This is a genomic window from Rossellomorea aquimaris (assembly GCF_020171925.1).
Classification (GTDB): Bacteria; Bacillota; Bacilli; order Bacillales; family Bacillaceae_B; genus Rossellomorea; species Rossellomorea aquimaris_F.
The window spans coordinates 11,593-29,957 of record NZ_JAIVAR010000003.1; the positions used below are offsets into that span (position 1 = coordinate 11,593).

21 protein-coding genes are annotated in these 18,365 nt (G+C 45.6%); 5 read left to right on the plus strand and 16 right to left on the minus strand.

The annotated features are described in order from the left end of the window. Positions 1–9 precede the first annotated feature (9 nt). From LCM10_RS11450 to fabL, 11 genes are all read right to left on the minus strand, one after another. Positions 10–2,097, minus strand: coding sequence for a hypothetical protein (locus LCM10_RS11450; RefSeq protein WP_224876950.1), 2,088 nt, complete (start codon positions 2,095–2,097; stop codon positions 10–12). Positions 2,098–2,314: 217 nt separating this feature from the next. After that, positions 2,315–3,211 carry an ABC transporter permease gene (locus LCM10_RS11455; protein WP_224876417.1) on the minus strand — a complete coding sequence of 299 codons (897 nt, stop codon included), beginning with the start codon at positions 3,209–3,211 and terminating at the stop codon, positions 2,315–2,317. Positions 3,212–3,239: 28 nt separating this feature from the next. Next, positions 3,240–4,244 (minus strand): ABC transporter permease, encoded by a 1,005-nt coding sequence (locus tag LCM10_RS11460; RefSeq protein ID WP_224876418.1) that lies wholly within the window; start codon positions 4,242–4,244, stop codon positions 3,240–3,242. A 120-nt stretch (positions 4,245–4,364) separates the two neighbouring features. Then, positions 4,365–5,957 carry an ABC transporter substrate-binding protein gene (locus LCM10_RS11465; RefSeq protein WP_224876951.1) on the minus strand — a complete coding sequence of 531 codons (1,593 nt, stop codon included), beginning with the start codon at positions 5,955–5,957 and terminating at the stop codon, positions 4,365–4,367. 73 nt (positions 5,958–6,030) lie between these two features. Next, entirely contained in the window at positions 6,031–6,996 is a 966-nt protein-coding gene (locus tag LCM10_RS11470) for an ABC transporter ATP-binding protein (protein WP_224876419.1), read from the minus strand. Next, entirely contained in the window at positions 6,971–7,987 is a 1,017-nt protein-coding gene (locus LCM10_RS11475) for an ABC transporter ATP-binding protein (RefSeq protein ID WP_224876420.1), read from the minus strand. Before LCM10_RS11475 ends, LCM10_RS11470 begins: the two co-directional genes overlap by 26 nt. Before the next feature lie 333 nt (positions 7,988–8,320). Then, positions 8,321–10,066 carry an ABC transporter ATP-binding protein gene (locus tag LCM10_RS11480; RefSeq protein ID WP_224876421.1) on the minus strand — a complete coding sequence of 582 codons (1,746 nt, stop codon included), beginning with the start codon at positions 10,064–10,066 and terminating at the stop codon, positions 8,321–8,323. A gap of 267 nt (positions 10,067–10,333) precedes the next feature. Further along, positions 10,334–10,864: a DUF402 domain-containing protein gene (locus LCM10_RS11485; protein ID WP_032086309.1), complete on the minus strand. Its 531-nt coding sequence runs from the start codon at positions 10,862–10,864 to the stop codon at positions 10,334–10,336. 130 nt (positions 10,865–10,994) lie between these two features. Further along, complete coding sequence (locus LCM10_RS11490) at positions 10,995–11,243, minus strand: YgaB family protein (protein ID WP_224876422.1); 249 nt, start codon at positions 11,241–11,243, stop codon at positions 10,995–10,997. Between the two features lie 234 nt (positions 11,244–11,477). Beyond that, positions 11,478–11,669 (minus strand): gamma-type small acid-soluble spore protein, encoded by a 192-nt coding sequence (locus LCM10_RS11495; RefSeq protein ID WP_032086307.1) that lies wholly within the window; start codon positions 11,667–11,669, stop codon positions 11,478–11,480. An 86-nt stretch (positions 11,670–11,755) separates the two neighbouring features. Next, complete coding sequence (gene fabL / locus LCM10_RS11500) at positions 11,756–12,499, minus strand: enoyl-[acyl-carrier-protein] reductase FabL (protein WP_224876423.1); 744 nt, start codon at positions 12,497–12,499, stop codon at positions 11,756–11,758. Between the two features lie 174 nt (positions 12,500–12,673). On the opposite strand from fabL, the gene LCM10_RS11505 reads away from it, so the two are divergent. Further along, positions 12,674–12,898 (plus strand): hypothetical protein, encoded by a 225-nt coding sequence (locus LCM10_RS11505; protein ID WP_224876424.1) that lies wholly within the window; start codon positions 12,674–12,676, stop codon positions 12,896–12,898. A 56-nt stretch (positions 12,899–12,954) separates the two neighbouring features. Here LCM10_RS11505 and mutY read toward each other — a convergent pair whose 3' ends face one another. Together mutY and LCM10_RS11515 are read right to left on the minus strand one after the other, a co-directional pair. Continuing rightward, complete coding sequence (gene mutY, locus LCM10_RS11510) at positions 12,955–14,058, minus strand: A/G-specific adenine glycosylase (protein WP_224876425.1); 1,104 nt, start codon at positions 14,056–14,058, stop codon at positions 12,955–12,957. Between the two features lie 49 nt (positions 14,059–14,107). Then, positions 14,108–14,416 (minus strand): hypothetical protein, encoded by a 309-nt coding sequence (locus tag LCM10_RS11515; RefSeq protein ID WP_224876426.1) that lies wholly within the window; start codon positions 14,414–14,416, stop codon positions 14,108–14,110. 75 nt (positions 14,417–14,491) lie between these two features. Between LCM10_RS11515 and LCM10_RS11520 the strand changes: the two genes are divergently transcribed. Continuing rightward, the gene (locus LCM10_RS11520) at positions 14,492–15,478 is read left to right on the plus strand and encodes a metal-dependent hydrolase (protein WP_224876427.1); all 987 of its coding nucleotides are present in this window, start codon (positions 14,492–14,494) and stop codon (positions 15,476–15,478) included. Between the two features lie 50 nt (positions 15,479–15,528). Here LCM10_RS11520 and LCM10_RS11525 read toward each other — a convergent pair whose 3' ends face one another. Beyond that, entirely contained in the window at positions 15,529–15,813 is a 285-nt protein-coding gene (locus tag LCM10_RS11525; RefSeq protein WP_224876428.1) for a YfhJ family protein, read from the minus strand. A 141-nt stretch (positions 15,814–15,954) separates the two neighbouring features. On the opposite strand from LCM10_RS11525, the gene LCM10_RS11530 reads away from it, so the two are divergent. Together LCM10_RS11530 and LCM10_RS11535 are read left to right on the plus strand one after the other, a co-directional pair. Then, positions 15,955–16,119, plus strand: a complete 165-nt coding sequence (locus LCM10_RS11530) for a small, acid-soluble spore protein K (RefSeq protein WP_224876429.1) — start codon at positions 15,955–15,957, stop codon at positions 16,117–16,119. 34 nt (positions 16,120–16,153) lie between these two features. After that, positions 16,154–16,312, plus strand: coding sequence for a YpzG family protein (locus LCM10_RS11535; protein WP_224876430.1), 159 nt, complete (start codon positions 16,154–16,156; stop codon positions 16,310–16,312). A gap of 57 nt (positions 16,313–16,369) precedes the next feature. Here the strand turns inward: LCM10_RS11535 and LCM10_RS11540 are convergent, their stop codons facing one another. Beyond that, positions 16,370–16,699 (minus strand): YfhH family protein, encoded by a 330-nt coding sequence (locus tag LCM10_RS11540; protein WP_224876431.1) that lies wholly within the window; start codon positions 16,697–16,699, stop codon positions 16,370–16,372. 115 nt (positions 16,700–16,814) lie between these two features. Between LCM10_RS11540 and LCM10_RS11545 the strand changes: the two genes are divergently transcribed. Next, positions 16,815–17,486, plus strand: a complete 672-nt coding sequence (locus tag LCM10_RS11545) for an SDR family NAD(P)-dependent oxidoreductase (RefSeq protein ID WP_224876432.1) — start codon at positions 16,815–16,817, stop codon at positions 17,484–17,486. Between the two features lie 35 nt (positions 17,487–17,521). Here the strand turns inward: LCM10_RS11545 and recX are convergent, their stop codons facing one another. Then, positions 17,522–18,331 carry a recombination regulator RecX gene (recX, locus tag LCM10_RS11550; protein ID WP_224876433.1) on the minus strand — a complete coding sequence of 270 codons (810 nt, stop codon included), beginning with the start codon at positions 18,329–18,331 and terminating at the stop codon, positions 17,522–17,524. Between the last annotated feature and the right edge of the window lie 34 nt (positions 18,332–18,365).

Consider the following 18,365-nt stretch of genomic DNA (forward strand, 5'->3'; position numbering starts at 1 on the left):
ATCCCTACTTTATCTTTTTTCTACTGTAACAGGCAGTAAAATCGGGGAAATTCCGTATTTCCCGTGTCCTGCTTGCACCTGTGGTACATTGTCGCCATCGGTATTTCCGGACGTATCCTTCCCGTTATAATAATCGCCCGTATCCCAGAATTCACTTGCCTGCATCCCTTCATGGACTGATGGACCATCGATGACTGTATCATAGAATTCTGTGTAGCGGGATGTGATCGTCTCAATCTCAAGGCTCTCCGGGGAATCCTGGTCAGAGCCGTCATTGCTTAAATTCAATAGTGCTGTTCGGAACGCCGCGGAAACTGCACCAGCTGTATATGGAGTGTATTCCATTTTTCCATCTGAAGTTTCATATGCTTTCAGATCTTCATTCCATAATTGTTCATCCATTGCCGTGTAAATGGAACGTGCGGCATCCCTATAACCTTTATCATCGGTTGCCAAGTAGGCAGCCGTCAGTCCTCTGATTGCACCCAATTGTGCATCCAATGTCACTTCTTCATCGACGCCTTTACCGAGCTCGAACCCTTTAGCAACGAGACCGGATTCCATGATCAGTTGATCTTTGATGAAGTCTGCCTGTTTCCTGATCATCTCTAGGGCGCGTTTGCCTTCTTCTGTTTTTAAACCTTCTGCAGCTTCTCCAGACGCATACCCGACCGGAAGGCCATCAATCGCCCTCTGGAAGATTCTTAATGATTCCATCGTGTACCCTGCTTGGAACGTATCCATATATGTTCCTTGTTCCTTACCATCATTCTCAGTCACGAAGACACCTTTATCATTGTTAAAATGCATCGCATCGATGTTTTTGAAAACATGGAGCATCACATTGGCATTCGCAGAGAATGGATCCGTCCCTTTTACATCATTCGATGCACTGGTATCCTTATTTTCTTTAGGAGCGGAAGGATACGGTGCACCATCGAACAGTGCCTGGAATGAAGGAGTTTTATTCGTGTTGGCATCGCGCTGATCCGTCATGCCGAAAAACTCGGAACTTGGCCATAGCATGAGCCATTGATCCTGAAGGACGCTGCGTGAATCATTCACAGAGAGTGATTCAGCTCCTGGCGCCTGTGCCATTCCACCTTCGGTCACTCCGACACTGTGTGGAAGATAAACGAAACCATTTGCCGGATCATATTGGCTGCCGATGCCTGCGGACGTCAATTGCCCATCAGAAGCATTCACAAACAGCTCGTCTGAAATGAAGTTCACTTTATTCCACATCTCTTCTGTCAGGACAGCCCCCTGAAAACCATCTGCCGAGCTTACGCCGAGAGCGATATTTTCATCATCGTCATCCTTGGATGTTTCTCCTGCCAGTTCTTCGTCACCATCGACCGTATGGAAACCTCCCATAAAATCGCCTGCCCACAGCGCCTGCTTTAAGAACGTTGCACCGTATGCTGATGGCACAAGTGTTTTCTCCATTTTATCTCGATCCCAACGAAGAGATTCGAAGTTTACTTGATAGACAGGAACATAGCTGTCGTCCCCGTTTGAAGCATATTCGCTCGTATCGACTTCTTCTTTATAATGTGGATCGCCAGAGGAATACTCAATGAAGGTAGGGAACATATTCTTGAATATTTCCTCTCTCTGGTAACCGACAGCATCAGCCAATTCATAGAATCGGTTTCCTAGCTTCTCTTCAGGGGAGCCCCCATCTTCAAGCAAGTCTACTGCCGGGCCATTGATCAAATGAAGCCCCATGCCCGACTTCTCAACTACTTCATACATCGCTTCCTCTGAGTATTCGTAAGATTCAACACCTGCCGTATAGTCAAACGGTGTAGGCTGGTCCAATTTATTCACATCAAGGAGATCCAAGTCCAGTCCCAGACTTTCCGCAAGAGGTTCACCTGACAATTCGAATTCTGCATAAGCAAACATATTGCCCGCTGTATCAAACGTGTAATCGGATACATTTACTTTACTGGAGCTCGCATCCTCTTTGTTTTGATCGGTGACTGTTCCATTGGTTTTTGAAGCATCTTCCTTATCATTCATGCACCCTGCGAGTACTAACGTGGAGGCAAGTACTGAAGCAGAAATGACTTTCCATGGTTTATTCACTATGTATAACCCCTCTCTACAACCAAACGAGAATGATTCTCATTGTTTTCATAATAAAAGTATAGTGTAGTTGAGAAGGAATCTCAATAGCTTTTTTTATGGGAACTCATTTTTCCGGGAAATTCTCCGAAGATGAAACTGAGAATGGTAGAAAAGAAAAGCAGAATGTCCCTTCAGCACATCGATCTGTACTGTAGAAAAATTCTGCTCATTGATGCTATCAATTTTTCATCTTCGGATCGAGTGCATCACGCAGTCCATCCCCCATCAAGTTGAAGCCGAGAACAGTCAGCATGATGGCGAGTCCGGGGAAGATCATGGTCCATGGAGCCTGGAGCATGAACATGCGGGCATCGGCAAGCATTTTGCCCCATTCCGGGGTAGGTGCCTGTGCACCAAGACCAAGAAATCCGAGGGCAGCCGCTTCAATGATGGCTGTTGCGATTGCCAGTGTTCCTTGAACGATGATCGGTGCCATACTATTCGGAAGAACATGGCTGAATAGAATCCGGCTGTCCTTCATCCCGATTGCTTTTGCCGCCATGACGTATTCCTCCTGCTTGACGCTTAACACCCTCGAACGGATGAGGCGTCCAAAGTTCGGAATGTTGATGATGGCAATGGCAATCAATGCGTTTCTTAACGATGGCCCGAGTGCTGCTACCACTGCGATCGCAAGCAGGATACTTGGGAACGCAAGCATGATATCGAAAATGCGTGAAATCAGGGTATCGACCCATCTTCCATAATAACCGGCGACGATGCCTAAAAGACTCCCTGCAACGGCTGATCCGATTACGGCAAAGAATCCAACCCATAAGGAAATCCTCGCACCATGTATGATCCTTGACAAGATATCACGGCCGAAATCATCGGTACCAAGCCAATGCTCCGAAGAAGGTGCCTGCAGCCTTTTTGATAAATCCTGTTCATTGATCCCTTGTGGGGCAATGGCAGGAGCGGCTATTGCGAGAATCACGAAGAATAAGACGATACAAAAGCCTACGAGGGCAATTTTATTTTTAACGAAACTTTTCCACGCCTCTTTCCAGGGAGAAACCGTTTCCTCCTGGATGGACGGACTCAACTCTTTTTGCGGTTCTGCTATTTCTGCCATGAGAGATCACCTCTTTCTTCTGTCGATGTTAGTTGTATTTGATTCGTGGGTCTACTGCCGCATACAATAAGTCAACGATTAAGTTAATCGTCACGAAGATGGTGGCAACGACCAGGATCCCGGATTGGATGACGGGATAATCACGATAGCCGATCGCTTCGTAGATGTAACGACCGATCCCCGGCCATCCGAATATCGTTTCGGTCAGGATGGCACCACCAAGAAGCAGACCCATCTGCAAACCAATAACAGTCAACACAGGAATGATGGCATTTTTCAATGAGTGCTTGTACACAACCCAAAACATCTTCAATCCCTTTGCCCTTGCTGTGCGGATGTAGTCCGCTCTCATGACCTCAAGCATGCTCGAGCGTGTCATCCGGGCAATGATTGCCATAGGGATCGTTGCTAATGCAATCCCTGGCAGGATCAGATGTTTGACCACTTCCACAAATTGTTTGAAATCGCCTTGCATGAGGGTATCGATGAGGTAAAGATTCGTGATCGATTCAACCGGATTCCGGATATTTTCCCTTCCGGTTGTCGGCAGCCAGTCCAGTTGGAGCCCGAACACCCATTGTTCCATCAACCCAAGCCAGAAGATCGGCATCGATACCCCGATCAATGCCAGGATCATTGCCGTGTAATCAAACCAAGAGTTTTGGAACCAGGCACTGATGATCCCCGCATTCACGCCTATGACGACAGCAATGATGATCGCCACGATGGCAAGCTCGAACGTTGCAGCAAGATATGGCCAAATCTCTGATGAAACCTCCACCTTAGTTCTTAGGGACTCCCCTAGATCACCGGTAAACAGTCCTCCAAGGTAGTTAAAGTATTGTACATACCATGGATTATCAAGTCCAAGTTGCAGCCTCAGTGCTTCCACGGCTTCTTTGGTTGCCTGCTGTCCCAGTATGACCTGTGCAGGATCCCCAGGAATCGCCCGGATGATGAAAAACACGATCAAGGTCATCCCAAGTAAAACAGGGATTAATTGGAGCAATCTTCTAATGGTGTATTGAAACATTTTGTTCACCTCTCTGAATGGAGATTCTAGTATTCTGTGAAGTCTTAATCATGTCCATGAACCATGGTCCTATGTATAAACGGGGGAGGATACTAAGATCTCTCCCCCGCCTGATACTTATTATTGTTCGATATCCACTGCGCCTAACCAGTCGGAACCTGTCGGATGCGGCATGAAGTTCTTGATTGCCGCACTACCTGCAAGTAGTGGTGTAGAGTGCGCTAAAGGTACCCATGGAGCATCTTCATGAATGATCTCTTGTGCTTGCTTGTAAAGCTCTTCACGCTTCGCTTGGTCGACTTCTGTCTGGGCATCGATCAAGATTTTGTGAAGCTCGTCGTTGCTGTAGTAAGTGTAGTTGTTGCTTCCGATATTATCCTTATCAAGTAACACATAAAGGAAGTTATCAGCGTCTCCGTTATCACCTGTCCATCCTAGCAAGAATGCATCAGCTTCACCTTTGCTTGCTTTATCAAGGTAAGTCGCCCACTCGTAAGATACGATGTTGGCTTTGATTCCGACTTCTGCAAGATCAGCCTGGATTGCTTCTGCAACCTTCTGGCCATCCGGCATGTAAGGACGAGGTACAGGCATTGCCCATAGTTCCATTTCGAATCCTTTTTCGTGACCTGCTTCTTTAAGAAGTTCTTTTGCTTTTTCAGGGTTGTACTCATAACCTTCGATGTCATCGTTGTAGCCAGCGATTACTGGAGGCATAGGGTTTTTCGCAACATTTGCTTTTCCTTCGAAGAAGGCATCAACGATCTCTTGCTTGTTGATTGCATAGTTGATAGCTTGACGTACTTTTGGATCATCGAATGGCTTACGAGTTGACGTTAATCCTAAGTATCCAACGTTCATTGAAGGACGCTCGAATAATTGTAATTGGTCGTTGCTTTCCACTTGACCTGCATCACTTGGGTTAACACCATCTGCAAGGTCGATTTCGCCTGAGATCAGTGCATTCAGACGAGCAGAGTTTTCAGGGATCGATTTGAATACGACTTGATCCAATTTAGGTAGATCTTTGTTCCAGTAGTCTTCATTCTTTTCAAGAACGATTTTGTCATTACGTTTCCACTCAACGAATTTGAAAGGACCAGTACCTGCATCGGTCGGTGCTTCGCCAAGCTTGTCTCCCAATTCATCGATTGCTTTCGGGCTGACGATGGCGAATGGGCTCATCGCGATATTCTTCAAGAATGGAGCTTGTGGGCGTTTCAGAACGAATTCAACCGTCTTTTCGTCCACTGCCTTCACTTCTTTGATTACATGGCCTTCATCAGCTTTGAATCCTCCGAACATAGAGCCGTAGTAAGGGAATTGATCTGCATTCCCATTCATCCAGCGTTCGAAGTTCTTTACAACAGCATCTGCATTAAAGTCAGTGCCGTCTTGGAATTTAACACCTTCACGAAGCATGAACGTGTAAGTTAATCCATCATCGGAAACCTTCCAGTCTTCTGCAAGTCCTGGATTTGGTTCCGTATCCTGCTCTCCGAATTTAAGTAATGTTTCGAAGATATTCTTTGTTACTTTAAATGACTCTCCGTCGGTTACAACTCCCGGGTCAAGGGCAACCGAGTCTCCACCGCGTCCAAAGATCAATACCTTTGGATCTCCCTTATCTTTTCCGTCACTGCCTTCACCTGAAGATCCCTCAGATCCTCCGCATCCGTATAATACGGATGACAGGACCAAGATCAACAGCATTAAAATTGACCAGCCTTTTTTTCTCAATGAAATCCCCTCCTGATAAATGTTTTATACTTATGAGACTTGCCGCCTAATAGAGATGACAAGCTACATAATGCCCTGGTTGGTGTTCCTTGAATTCTGGAACCTTCTGCTTGCATACCTCGGTCGCATGAGGACATCGGGTATGGAATGTGCATCCGCTAGGCGGGTTGGACGGACTCGGAATGTCGCCTTGCAATAACTGCGTTTCCCTCTTAAAGTCCGGATCCGGTATCGGAACCGCCGATAGAAGCGCCTGAGTGTATGGATGCATCGGTTTTTCATATAAACTTTCACTATCACTGAGTTCTACCATTTTCCCTAAATACATGACTCCGACTCTATCACTTATATGTCTGACTACACCCAGATCATGAGCAATGAAAATATAGGTGAGTTCGAACTCTTTTTGAAGATCCTGCATTAAATTTAAAACCTGTGACTGGATCGATACGTCTAATGCAGAGACGGGTTCATCTGCAATGATCAGTTTCGGTTTCGTCATGAGTGCGCGGGCAATCCCGATCCGCTGCCGCTGTCCGCCGCTGAATTGGTGCGGGTAGCGTTTCGCGTGATAACTGCTCAACCCGACGATATTCAGAAGTTCATGCACTCTTTCCTTGCGTTCCTTGGCAGAACCCATCCCATGGACCTTGAGCGGCTCCTCGAGGATTTTCTCGACTGTGTGCCTCGGATTCAAGGAAGCGTAGGGATCCTGGAAGACCATTTGGATTTCTTTGCGGATTTTTCGCATTTCAGAGTTTGATAGACTCGTAAGTTCAACGTCCTCAAACGTGACGCTTCCCTCTGACGGATCAATCAGTCTCATCAGCATCCTTCCGGTCGTGGATTTACCACAGCCGCTTTCGCCGACAATCCCCAGGGTTTCCCCTTTATTGACGGTGAAGGAAATACCATCAACCGCCTTTACCGAACTGACAGGCCGTCCAAGGATCCCGCCTGTGATCGGGAAATGTTTTTTTAGATTTTCAACCTTTAGCAATGGTTCCGTCATAAACTCCCTCCTCTGTTTCATCGAACAGGAAGCACCTTGTGCAATGTCCTGGTGTCGTTTCATATAGTTCCGGCGTTTCTACCAAGCAGCGGTCAAACGCAGATTCGCAGCGCGCCGCAAACCTGCATCCCCTTTTGATCGACCCTGGTTTCGGGACGTTCCCCTGGATGGAGTGGAGCCTTTGTTGCTTCACACGCATGTCGGGAACGGACTGGATGAGTCCTTTTGTATATGGGTGCTGCGGATTTTTGAAGATTTCTTCGACTGTCCCTTCCTCCACCACTTTCCCCGAATACATGACAACGATCCTTTCGCATGTTTCAGCCACCACTCCAAGGTCGTGGGTAATCAGGAGGACTGCCGTATTCAACTCTTTGTTCAGCTTCTTCATGAGCTTTAAGATTTGAGCCTGGATCGTCACATCAAGCGCCGTCGTCGGCTCATCCGCAATCAGCACCTGCGGATCGCATACCATGGCCATGGCGATCATGACCCTCTGCCTCATCCCTCCGGAAAGTTGATGCGGGTATTCTTTGATCAGTTCATCCGCGCGGGGAAGACCGACCATTTTCATGATTTCGACTGCTTTGTCCCTTGCTTCTTTCTTTGTCGCTTTCGTATGTATTCTGATTGCTTCAGTCAATTGATCTCCTATGGTAAAAACAGGGTTCAGCGATGTCATCGGCTCCTGGAAGATCATTGCGATATCATTTCCACGGATATCCCTCATTCGTTTCTCACTGGCTTTCGTCAGGTCTTCATCTTTATAAAGGATTTTGCCCCCTGTGATCTTCCCCGGTGGGCTGGGCACGAGTCCCATGATCGATAGGGACGTTACACTTTTCCCACATCCGCTTTCTCCGACCACTCCGAGTATTTCTCCTTCGTTCACATGAAAACTAACGCCATCGACTGCAGGAACTTCTCCGTCATCTGTAAAAAAGGAGGTCCTTAAATCTTCTAATGTTAGTAAAGGACGTGCTTGACTCATTCAAATCCTCCCCTTAGAACAATTCTCTCTTTTCATAATTGTGTTACTTTTCTAAAATTTAATATGTTTATTATTATACAAGATGTTACAAATGTTGCAATCTATTTTCAGAATTTTTATTCTAAACAGACATTTACCCTAAGTGACCTAATCCATTTCAATATATGTCCAAAACCCCATTTCATTCCTCCTATGATTTCTGAGAGTCGAGAGAAGCGGATTAATCAAAATAGAGGATGATTGGAAATCCTCTGATCGAAATCATTACTTTCGAACCAAACAACAAAGGTCCGTCCCTCATCGCTTTAAAGCGACGAGGGACGGACCTTCGATTTATTGATCTAATTGTTGAACCTGGAAGAGTTTATGATAGTGTCCTTGTTTTTCCATCAACTCTTGATGGGTTCCCATTTCGACAATTTCACCATATTCCATATGGATGATCCTATCTGCATGGGTGATGGTCGATAACCGGTGCGCCACGATAAACGTTGTCCTGTCCTTAGCCAGTTCTTCAAGCGATTCCTGAATGAGGTGCTCACTCTCTAAATCAAGTGCAGAGGTGGCTTCATCGAGAATGAGGATCGGTGGATTCTTCAGGAAGACCCTCGCTATCGCGACACGCTGTTTTTGGCCCCCGGAGAGTTTCACGCCTCTTTCCCCTACCCGCGTATCATAGCCTTGTGGAAGTTTCATGATGAAATCATGGGCATTCGCCGCTTTGGCGGCTTTTATGACCTCTTCGTCACTTGCTTCAGGGTTCCCGAATTTAATATTCATCTTCACCGATTCACTGAAAAGGATGTTGTCCTGAAGGACCATACCGATTTTATCCCTTAGTGACCTGACCTGGAATCTCCTGATATCGGTGCCATCCAGTTGTATTTCGCCCTTGGTCACATCGTAGAATCTTGGGATCAGACTGACCAGGGAGGATTTCCCTCCCCCGCTCATTCCGACCAAGGCCACAGTCTCTCCGGACCGAATATCCAGATTCAGGCCTTTCAATACTTCCTCTTCCTTGGGATCGTATTGGAATGACACATCCTTGAACCGGATATCCCCTTTTACGTTGTTACACGGCACTGCCCCTGGCTCATCATCGATATCATACTTCTCATCCATGAATTCAAATACCCGATCCATGGAAGCGATCGATTGTGTCAATGTCGTGGATGAGTTGACCAGCCTTCTCAGTGGATTATACAACCTGTCGATGTAGGCGATGAAAGCAGCCATCGTTCCGATTGTAAGATCTTCCTGGATGACCTGGAGTCCCGCATAGCCGATGATGATCAAGGGAGAGATGTCGGTGATGGTATTCACGACCGCAAACGCTTTGGCATTCCAACTCGTTTGTTTCAGTGCTTTTGAAAGGAAATTGCTGTTCTGTCCTTCAAATTGCTTCTGTTCATAGTCTTCGACTGCGAAGCTTTTGATGACACTCATCCCCTGGACCCTTTCATGCAGATGACTTTGGACTTCGGCAAGTGCCTGCGACCTCTCCCTCGTCAACCCCCTCAGCCTTCCGAAAAAGTACCGGACAGAAAAAGCATAGAAAGGAAATGCGATGAGTGATACGAGTGTCAGCTTCACATCCATTGTAAACATGATGGAAAGGGCGATGACGATGGTCGCTGCATCAAGCCATAGATTCATGAGGCCCGTAATGACAAAATTCTTAGTCTGCTCAACATCATTGATCACCCTTGAGATCACTTCACCAGCACGCGTATTGGAATAATACTTAAAGCTGAGCTTCTGGATATGGGAGAATAGCGTATCCCTTAAATCGAAGAGGATCTTATTCCCTGTCCACTGCGCAAAATACTGCCTGTAATACTCGACAGGTGGTCTGATGACGAGGAACAGCACGAGCATGATGCCCATTACCGTCAGTAAATGACTTGTCTTTTCATCTGTTGTTAAGTCCCCACTTACAATATCATCGATGACATACTTGATGAGTATCGGGATCAACAGGGGAATGGCAAACTTGATGATTCCTATGATGAGAGTACCAATGATCTGCCAGCGGTATGGCTTGACAAATGACAGGTACCTTTTAATACTATCCAAGATATTGCTCCTTCCTTCTAAAAAACGTTTATTGATTATCGTGATTCATTACGATAAAGCCCGGTGACGCTCAATATCCCCTGAGTAAACGCGGGATGTTGAATATAAGTGGTTGTCCATGGGTGAAATCCATCCGATAATCCCAATAAAAAGGGATGACCCGCAAGGAACACTTCGTCCCTTCTCTCCATCACTTGCATTCCGAGAGAGAAAAGGAGGCTCCTTACCGGGTCAGCCCTGCTTCGACTATGCACTTATTCAGGTCTGTTACCCCCTATGTGTCAAATAACGCTCATACCAGATGTCAATGAAGTCAGGTGCAAAAGGACCTTTCCTTTGACGAATCCATCGCACAAGCTTATCAACGTTACGCTTAAGGATGTGATCAATCACATCAGGGTAACCGTACAATTTCCGATGGGCTTCATATTCATCCTCATCGAGAAGCGTATACGTCATGTCTGGGAACACTTTGATATCCAGATCATAATCAATGTACTTGATCGCTTCATGATCGTATACAAATGGTGAACTTAAATTACAATAATAATAAATCCCGTCCTCACGGATCATACAAATAATGTTAAACCAAAGCTCGGAATGAAAATAACAGATCGCCGGTTCACGCGTCATCCATGTTCTGCCGTCTGATTCAGTGACGAGTGTCCGATCGTTTCCACCAATGATGATATTATTCGTGCCTTTGAGAACCGTCGTTTCATTCCATATGCGGTGGATATTGCCATCATGCTTATAACTATGTATTTGTACCGATCGCCCTTCAGTGGGAACAGCCATTGTATCCCCTTCTTTCCTAACAAATTCCATGTATATAAGTATTTATTCTATTATTATAACGTTTCCGCAGTAAATTTAAAACAAAAGGGCTGTCTTTAAGGAAAATAACCTTAAAAGACACCCCTTCACATTACACTAATTCCTTCTGATATGAGCGTATGACGTCCTCTGTCTGTTCCTGGAATATCCGATGAATCTCCCTTAATTCCCTCTTCTTCTGGATGATCTCAGCTTTCAGCGATTCAACCTTTGTCATCTCCTGCAATTCTATCAGTTCTTCCTCAAGCTTCTGACATCGTTCAATCTCGGCCTGAAGAAACAACAGCTTATCCATCGTAGCCATCTGATCCGACACCAATTCATTAAATCTTTGCTGCATGGAACCAACCATCCTTTCTAAACAAACTCTACTTAAAGAACATTCTCTCCGTAACTCCCTAATCCTTTGACAACATCTGTCACAAACCCACCTCTTTTGTCGATTCACCCAACTCTTTACCACTTTAAAGCAGTGAGGGACGTACCTTTAGTGTGCTAAAGGTACGTCCCTCACTGCTTTAACGCAAAAAAGCACCCGCAGGATATGCGGGTGCTTCGTTCTGATCAAAGGCGATTAGCGTTGTTGACCAGAGTTTTGACCTTTTTTCGCTTGAGATTGAGCGTTTTGTTGACGCACCTCTTGAGCGTTTGTTTCAGAAGCGAACTCAGTACCGTATTGTTGCTGAGCAGCTCCAGCTTGAGCGTTTTGTTGTTTCACGTGTTGAACGCTAGTACCAGATTGAGTTTTGTTTGGTTGTTTTGCCATTGTAATCACCTCCACGCTAATTAAGATAACCAGGCGGAGAAAAGACTATCCAGATTAAAAAAGGAAAAACATCCCACAAATCGTCCTTAAACGAGCAGTGAACGCCCACCATCCACTATGATGGTTTGCCCCCTGATCATGGACGAATCATCAGACACAAGGAATAAAACCGACTTGGCCAGGTCTTCAATTTCAACCATCCGGCCGGCAGGGGTATTTTGTCTTGCATCCTCCAATAATTCTTCACGGTTAGGGAAATGCTTCAATGCGTCAGTATCGATCGCCCCTCCGGAAACGGCATTTACAACGATATTCCTTGGCGCAAGCTCAACTGCCAAGTAGCGGGTCAACGCTTCGATAGCCGCCTTGGATACCCCGACTGTCGTGTAGTTATCAAGATAACGGATCGATCCGAGCGAGCTGATGCTCACGATCTTTCCACCATTGTCCATCAACTTTGCTGCTTCCTGGGCACAGAACAACAATGCTTTACTATTGATGTTCATTGTCCAGTCCCAATGTGATTCTTCAAGCTCCATTACAGGTCTGAGTACACCTGAAGCTGCATTGCTGATCAGCACATCAAGTCGGCCGAATTCTTCCTTGATTTGTTGGAACATCGCTTTGATCTTGTCCACATCGCCTACATTGGCACGGACAACCAATGCTTTACGTCCCAATTTCTCTACTGCTTCTGCCGTTTCAAGTGCCCCTTTCTTGCTTCGGGCATAGTTTACGACAATATCGTATCCTTGTTGTGCCAGTCGAATGGCAATTTCCCTGCCGAGACCCCGGCTGCTTCCTGTCACCAATGCTACTTTCCCACTCATTTTTCTTCATCCTTCCATTTTCTTTTTTCCATTATAGTCAAAAGATTTTCAAAGCATAATCAGACGCCTGATATTGAAAACTATAGGAGAGTATCGATTTATTGCGGCTGCAGATTGATGCAAGCTCCATTAACAATACCCATTCACTAAAGAATATAAGGGAGGTCTGACCGTATGTATGTAGGTCGGGATATGACGGAGCTTTCCATGCTCCCTAAAAGTGAATGGAAGAAAAGCGAACTCGCTTACTTCCATCATTCACTACAACAAATAGTACCTTATTTAAACACAGAAGGACAATCCATTCATCGTGAAATCGTCGAGGAAATCGAAAACCGTGGCGGATTGAACCGCGGCGAAGCCGATTACACGCACGGTACGAAGCCGGTGTTTGATTGACAATCAATAAGGCCCGCCCCCAATGCTCAAATTCAGCTGGGAACGGGCCCTTATGATCAGCCAGTCGTCACTTGTCGCGTTTCCTTCCAGATATTCTGATGGGAAACCGGGAAGGCATATTGTTCTAATTCTTCTTCTGTTACTGCAATCAATTCAGTATCATGTAATGAAGAGCTTTTCACGCTGCCGATATACACTTCTATATCCCAGATGATATGGGAGAAAACATGCTGGATCCTTGAGACGATACCCGCTTTCAATGAGGCTTCTACCCCATAATCGGTTTCCAATGCTTCTCCAAGCTGTTTTCTGCCACTCCTTGATGGGCCCACTTCGAAGTTCGGAAATTCCCACAGGTTTGCGAGCAGACCGGTGCTAGGACGCTTATGAATCACAATCCGGTCATCCTCAGTGAATAGGACAGCGGCCGCCATATTCAATTTACGAGGAGCTTTCTTCTTGGACTTTACGGGTAGTTCCGTTTGAACTCCTTCATGGAAGGCCTGACAGTGTTCCCGCACAGGACATAACAGGCAGGAAGGTGAGGTCGGCGTACATATCAACGCCCCAAGTTCCATCAATGCTTGATTGAAGTAAGATGGGTTTTCTTTAGAAATAAGCTCCCTGACAGCTTCTTCAAACACTTTTCTGGACGCTGGCTTTGCGATATCAAGCCAGATGGATAGAATCCTTGAGAATACCCTCATGACGTTCCCGTCCACGGCAGGTTCGGGTTTCCCATAAGCTATGCTGAGGATGGCCCCGGCTGTATATGGACCAACACCTTTGAGCGCAGAAATCCCTTTTGGTGTATCAGGGACTATACCACCGTATGTTTCATGGACCTCCCTTGCAGCTGATTGAAGGTTCCTTACCCTTGAATAATAACCGAGACCTTCCCACGCTTTTAACACGGCATCTTCATCAGCACTCGCCAGAGCTTCGATGGTAGGGAATTTTTCAATGAATCGGTTAAAATAAGGGATGACAGTATCGACCCTCGTCTGTTGGAGCATGATTTCCGATACCCATACTTTATAAGGGTCACGGTCCTTTCTCCAAGGGAGATCACGCTGTTCCCGTGAAAACCAGGAGATTAAATCTTCTTGAAAACCCTCTCGGTCAATGGTCTGAATATGTTTCAACGGTTCGTCTTTCAATTTAGTACCTCCAAGATGTTAGATGTTACGGTAAATAGGGAATAATCTATTATGAACTTTTTTTCAATCCTATGCATTTCATTTCTTTTAATCCACCGCAAATGCAGTCGTCCAATCGACCGAACAATAAGTGTCCGCGCGAAGTACGCAGTCGCTTGATTGCATGATAATGTGATTCCGTCGGGACCACGAACGTTTCAATGTAGCGATTCTCATCCGCTTCAGACTTTTCCCAACGGATGTTCACCGCATCATAGAGGGGCATGGACTGGATGATGCTGTTCATGATTTGACGATACTGATGTTGCAGGCTTTGTTTAATTTCATATTCAAGGTAAATTTGTAATGAATTTTTCATTTGAAATAAACTCCTTTTAACCATATCATGAAGTGCAACGAAAACAAACGAATTCAGTCAAGGGGGGGACTTAACATGGATACAGGTACTCATATTGTCATGGGCTTTGCACTGGGGGGCTTGGCCACTCTCGATCCCGCCGTCGCCCAAAGCAGCGCAACATCCACAAGTGTACTGATAGCCGCAGTCATTGGTTCGCAGATCCCTGACATCGATACTGTTCTGAAGCTTCGGAATAACGCCGTTTATATCCGCCACCATAGGGGGATCACACATAGCATTCCTGCCGTACTGCTGTGGCCGCTCCTTATTGTCGGATGCATCTTCCCTTTCTTTCCCGACGCCAATCTGCTTCATTTATGGATTTGGACATTTACCGCTGTTTTCCTGCATGTATTTGTCGACATATTCAACGCATATGGAACACAGGCACTGAGGCCGATTTCGTCGAAATGGGTCGCATTGGGGGTCATTAACACGTTTGACCCCTATATCTTCGGGATCCATGTAGTCGGTTTGATCCTATGGGGGCTCGGTTTCCCTCCCGGCAGGACGTTCCTGGTGATGTATATCATCATATTCGCATACTACGTGCTTAGGTTCCAGGTCCAGATTGCCGTTAAGAACGCCGTGAAAAGAAGGATACCGGAGGCAGAGAAAATCATTGTTTCTCCGACACTGAGGTTTTTCCAGTGGAGGCTTGCCGTGGTTACGAACGATAAGTATTATGTGGCCCGAGCATATAGGAGGTCAATCACGATCTTTGAAGAGTTCAAACGTGTCCCCGTGCCTGACCTTCCGGTGATCGTAGCTGCCAAAAGAGATAAGAACCTTTCAGCATTCCTGTCTTTTTCCCCCGTTTACCGGTGGGAAGTAGACGAATACGACGACCATTTCGAGGTGCGCTTCATTGATCTCCGTTATCGAAATAACGGCCATTACCCCTTCGTTGCGCTCGTCCAGCTCGACAAGGACCTTTCAGTGGTCAGCTCTTATACAGGCTGGGTCTTCAGTGAAGAAAAACTGCGCAAAAAAGTCGACATCGACATTTTAATCGATTAACGCATCGAGGGACGGTCCTTTAGCTTACTAAAGGACCGTCCCTCATTGCTTTAGTGCACGAAACCGTCATCTTCATTACTTTCCTGATGGTCAAGCAGGTGTTTATATTTTGGGTTGCGGGCTGCGAATTCATGGATGCGGGAACCGTAGTTTGTGATCCATTGACGGACGACTTTTTCTGTCATTTCCTTCCCCTGATATTCATAACCCGCCTTGGCGTAGGTCGTTTCGAAGTCTTCCCAAACAAGCTCTACCCAGGTTCTCGCCTTTTCGTAAGAAAGCTTGGTGTTCTTCTCCATTAATAATTCTGTAAGTTCATGAAAGATGGAATCCATTTTGTCTCCTCCTTTTCCATTCATTTTTATGATAAAGTCCCTCGGGTACATCCATACTATTAGTACGTGGTTGAGCTTAGTGCAGGCTTTGCTTTTTCACGGTGTGGACATCCAATACAAGTACCTTTTAGGAGGCAGATTATGCGTAATAAAACAACCGGCTTTCCCAATATGAACAATAATAAATTTGAGGGAGAACCAAGAGCAAAAGCTGAATATGCATCTAAAAGGGCAAATGGCACCATCAATACCCATCCAGGAGAGCGCATGGCATCTTCTGGCAAAAGAAAACAAGACTCAATTTAATTAGAGAACTTTCACTTTTTAGGGGGTAGTCACGATGGCAAACATGAAAAACAACTTCCACAGAAACAAGTATAGCAGTCCATTCAACAAAGGATTCTACAATCCTAAGCATGCACACGCACAGGCGAATGGTCAGACGCAACAAACACAGGATCTGATCATTCTCGAAGCTGAAACCCGTAAGCGATCCTAAATGATCAAGGTACGTCCCTCATCGCGTTAAAGCAGTGAGGGACGTACCTTGGTTTTATTATTTTTTATCAGATTTAAGCAGTGAAATCGGCAGTGCCTCTTCCTTACCATCTCCGCCGAGGCGGTAGCCCCATGCAAATACTCCATTCAAGTAGTCCACTTTGAAGTATACACCGGGATCCCCTTCAATCGGATAGATGCCACCTGACTTGAATTCCGAAGGGTCCATCAGGTACGCTTGAGCCATCAGTGCTTTACGCTCCAAAACAGCAAATTCGTTGACGATGCCGAGCTGTTCCGCTTTTCTTGCTTTCTCTTTGAGCGCAGCGATTTCCTGCTGTAATTCATGCTGTGACATTTCACTGTATCTTCTCTCTTGTTGTTCCATAACCTCATCACCTCTACTAAGGATAGTATAGATAAAATCGTGCAATAAGAAAAGTGAATAAACCTTTACATCATGATAAAATCGTAAAAAAGATTAACCGAAAGGACGGACCATTATGAAAAAGGCAATCATCACAGGCGGAGGCTCCGGGCTTGGAAGAGAGCTGGGCAAACTGCTTTCAAAGGAATTCCACATCATCCTGCTTGGCCGTACAAAAGAAAAACTTGAGAGCGCTTCATCTGACATCATCAAGGAGGGCGGCCAGGCTTCTTATGCTATAGTGGATGTCCGCTCCCCCCTCGAAATTGAACAGGTTTGTTCAACGGAACTGCTTCAGGATGAAATCGGACTGCTGATCCATAACGCAGGTATCGGCTTCTTCGGACCCTTTCAGGAATCAAAGGATGTAGAGCTTCAAACCATGTTCGAGACGAATGTTCTCGGACCTATCCGATTGACAAAGGCACTACTGCCCCAATTGGAACAGTCGGACTCGACAATCCTGAATATTATTTCAACGGCAGGCTTAAGGGGAAAGAAAAATGAGTCGCTTTATGTGGCCAGTAAATTTGCCCTCAGGGGATTCGGTGAGAGCTTACAGAAGGAATATGAAGCTTCGGGTATACGAGTGGTAAATGCTTATATGGGTGGGATGGATACCCCATTCTGGGATGAGAGCGATCATATCAGTGATCCATCCAGGCTGCGATCACCACTGGAAGTAGCGGAAATCATCGTAAACCAATATAAGTCAAAACAAGAAATCATCGTCGAATCAAAAAAGTAACTGAAGCCCGGGGGAATAACGGTTTTCTAAACCATTCATCCCCCTCCTTCTTCCTTGAGGACTTCCAGGAGACGCTCAATTTTATCCATTGAGAATCCTTTGCGGTATAATGCTTGTTTCATCTTCTGCTCATACTCAAAGCCTTCGAATTTAGCCGCTAATCTCCTATGTGCCTTTTGACCCTGATGATAGATGGCATCCCACTGCTCATCCGCATCACGCTCTGCATCGGTTGTTTCCCATACAACTTTCATCACTGCATTCGGATATCCTTTCCGCTGTAAGTTTTGCTCAATTTTTTGCTTGGCAATCACAACGGAATCTTTACGGTACTTCCTCATCAGCTTTTCAGAGATGCTAACGGCTTTATCCACTTGCTCTTCAAATGTAAACGCCTGGAGAGCCTCTTCAATATAGCGTTCATCGACCCCTTTCCTTTGAAGCTCACCGCGAATCCAAATGGGTCCTTTATCCGACGTATTGATTTGGGTGCCCGTAAAAGCTTGGGCGAATTCTAAATCATTCAGGTATTTCATATCTTTTAGCTTATGGATCACTTCACCTACAATGCCTTCTTCCCATTCAGATCGTTTGAGATGATCACGTACCTCATCTTCTGTCCTCATCCTGAATGAAAGAAAATGAATGGCCTTGTTCAGCGCTTTCTTGACATCATCTTCGTATTGCATCTCGGAGATGGCCAGTTCGTCCACTTCAAGTCCTTTCCTCAAACCGAACTTGGCAAGTACTCCTTCATCAACACTGAAGGCATATGTTCCATCGATAAATAAATTATAGCGTTCATCATTTTTCACTTGCTTTGTTATTTTCGTTATGACACCCATATTATCCACCTCCACTCTAATGTAACATATCCAA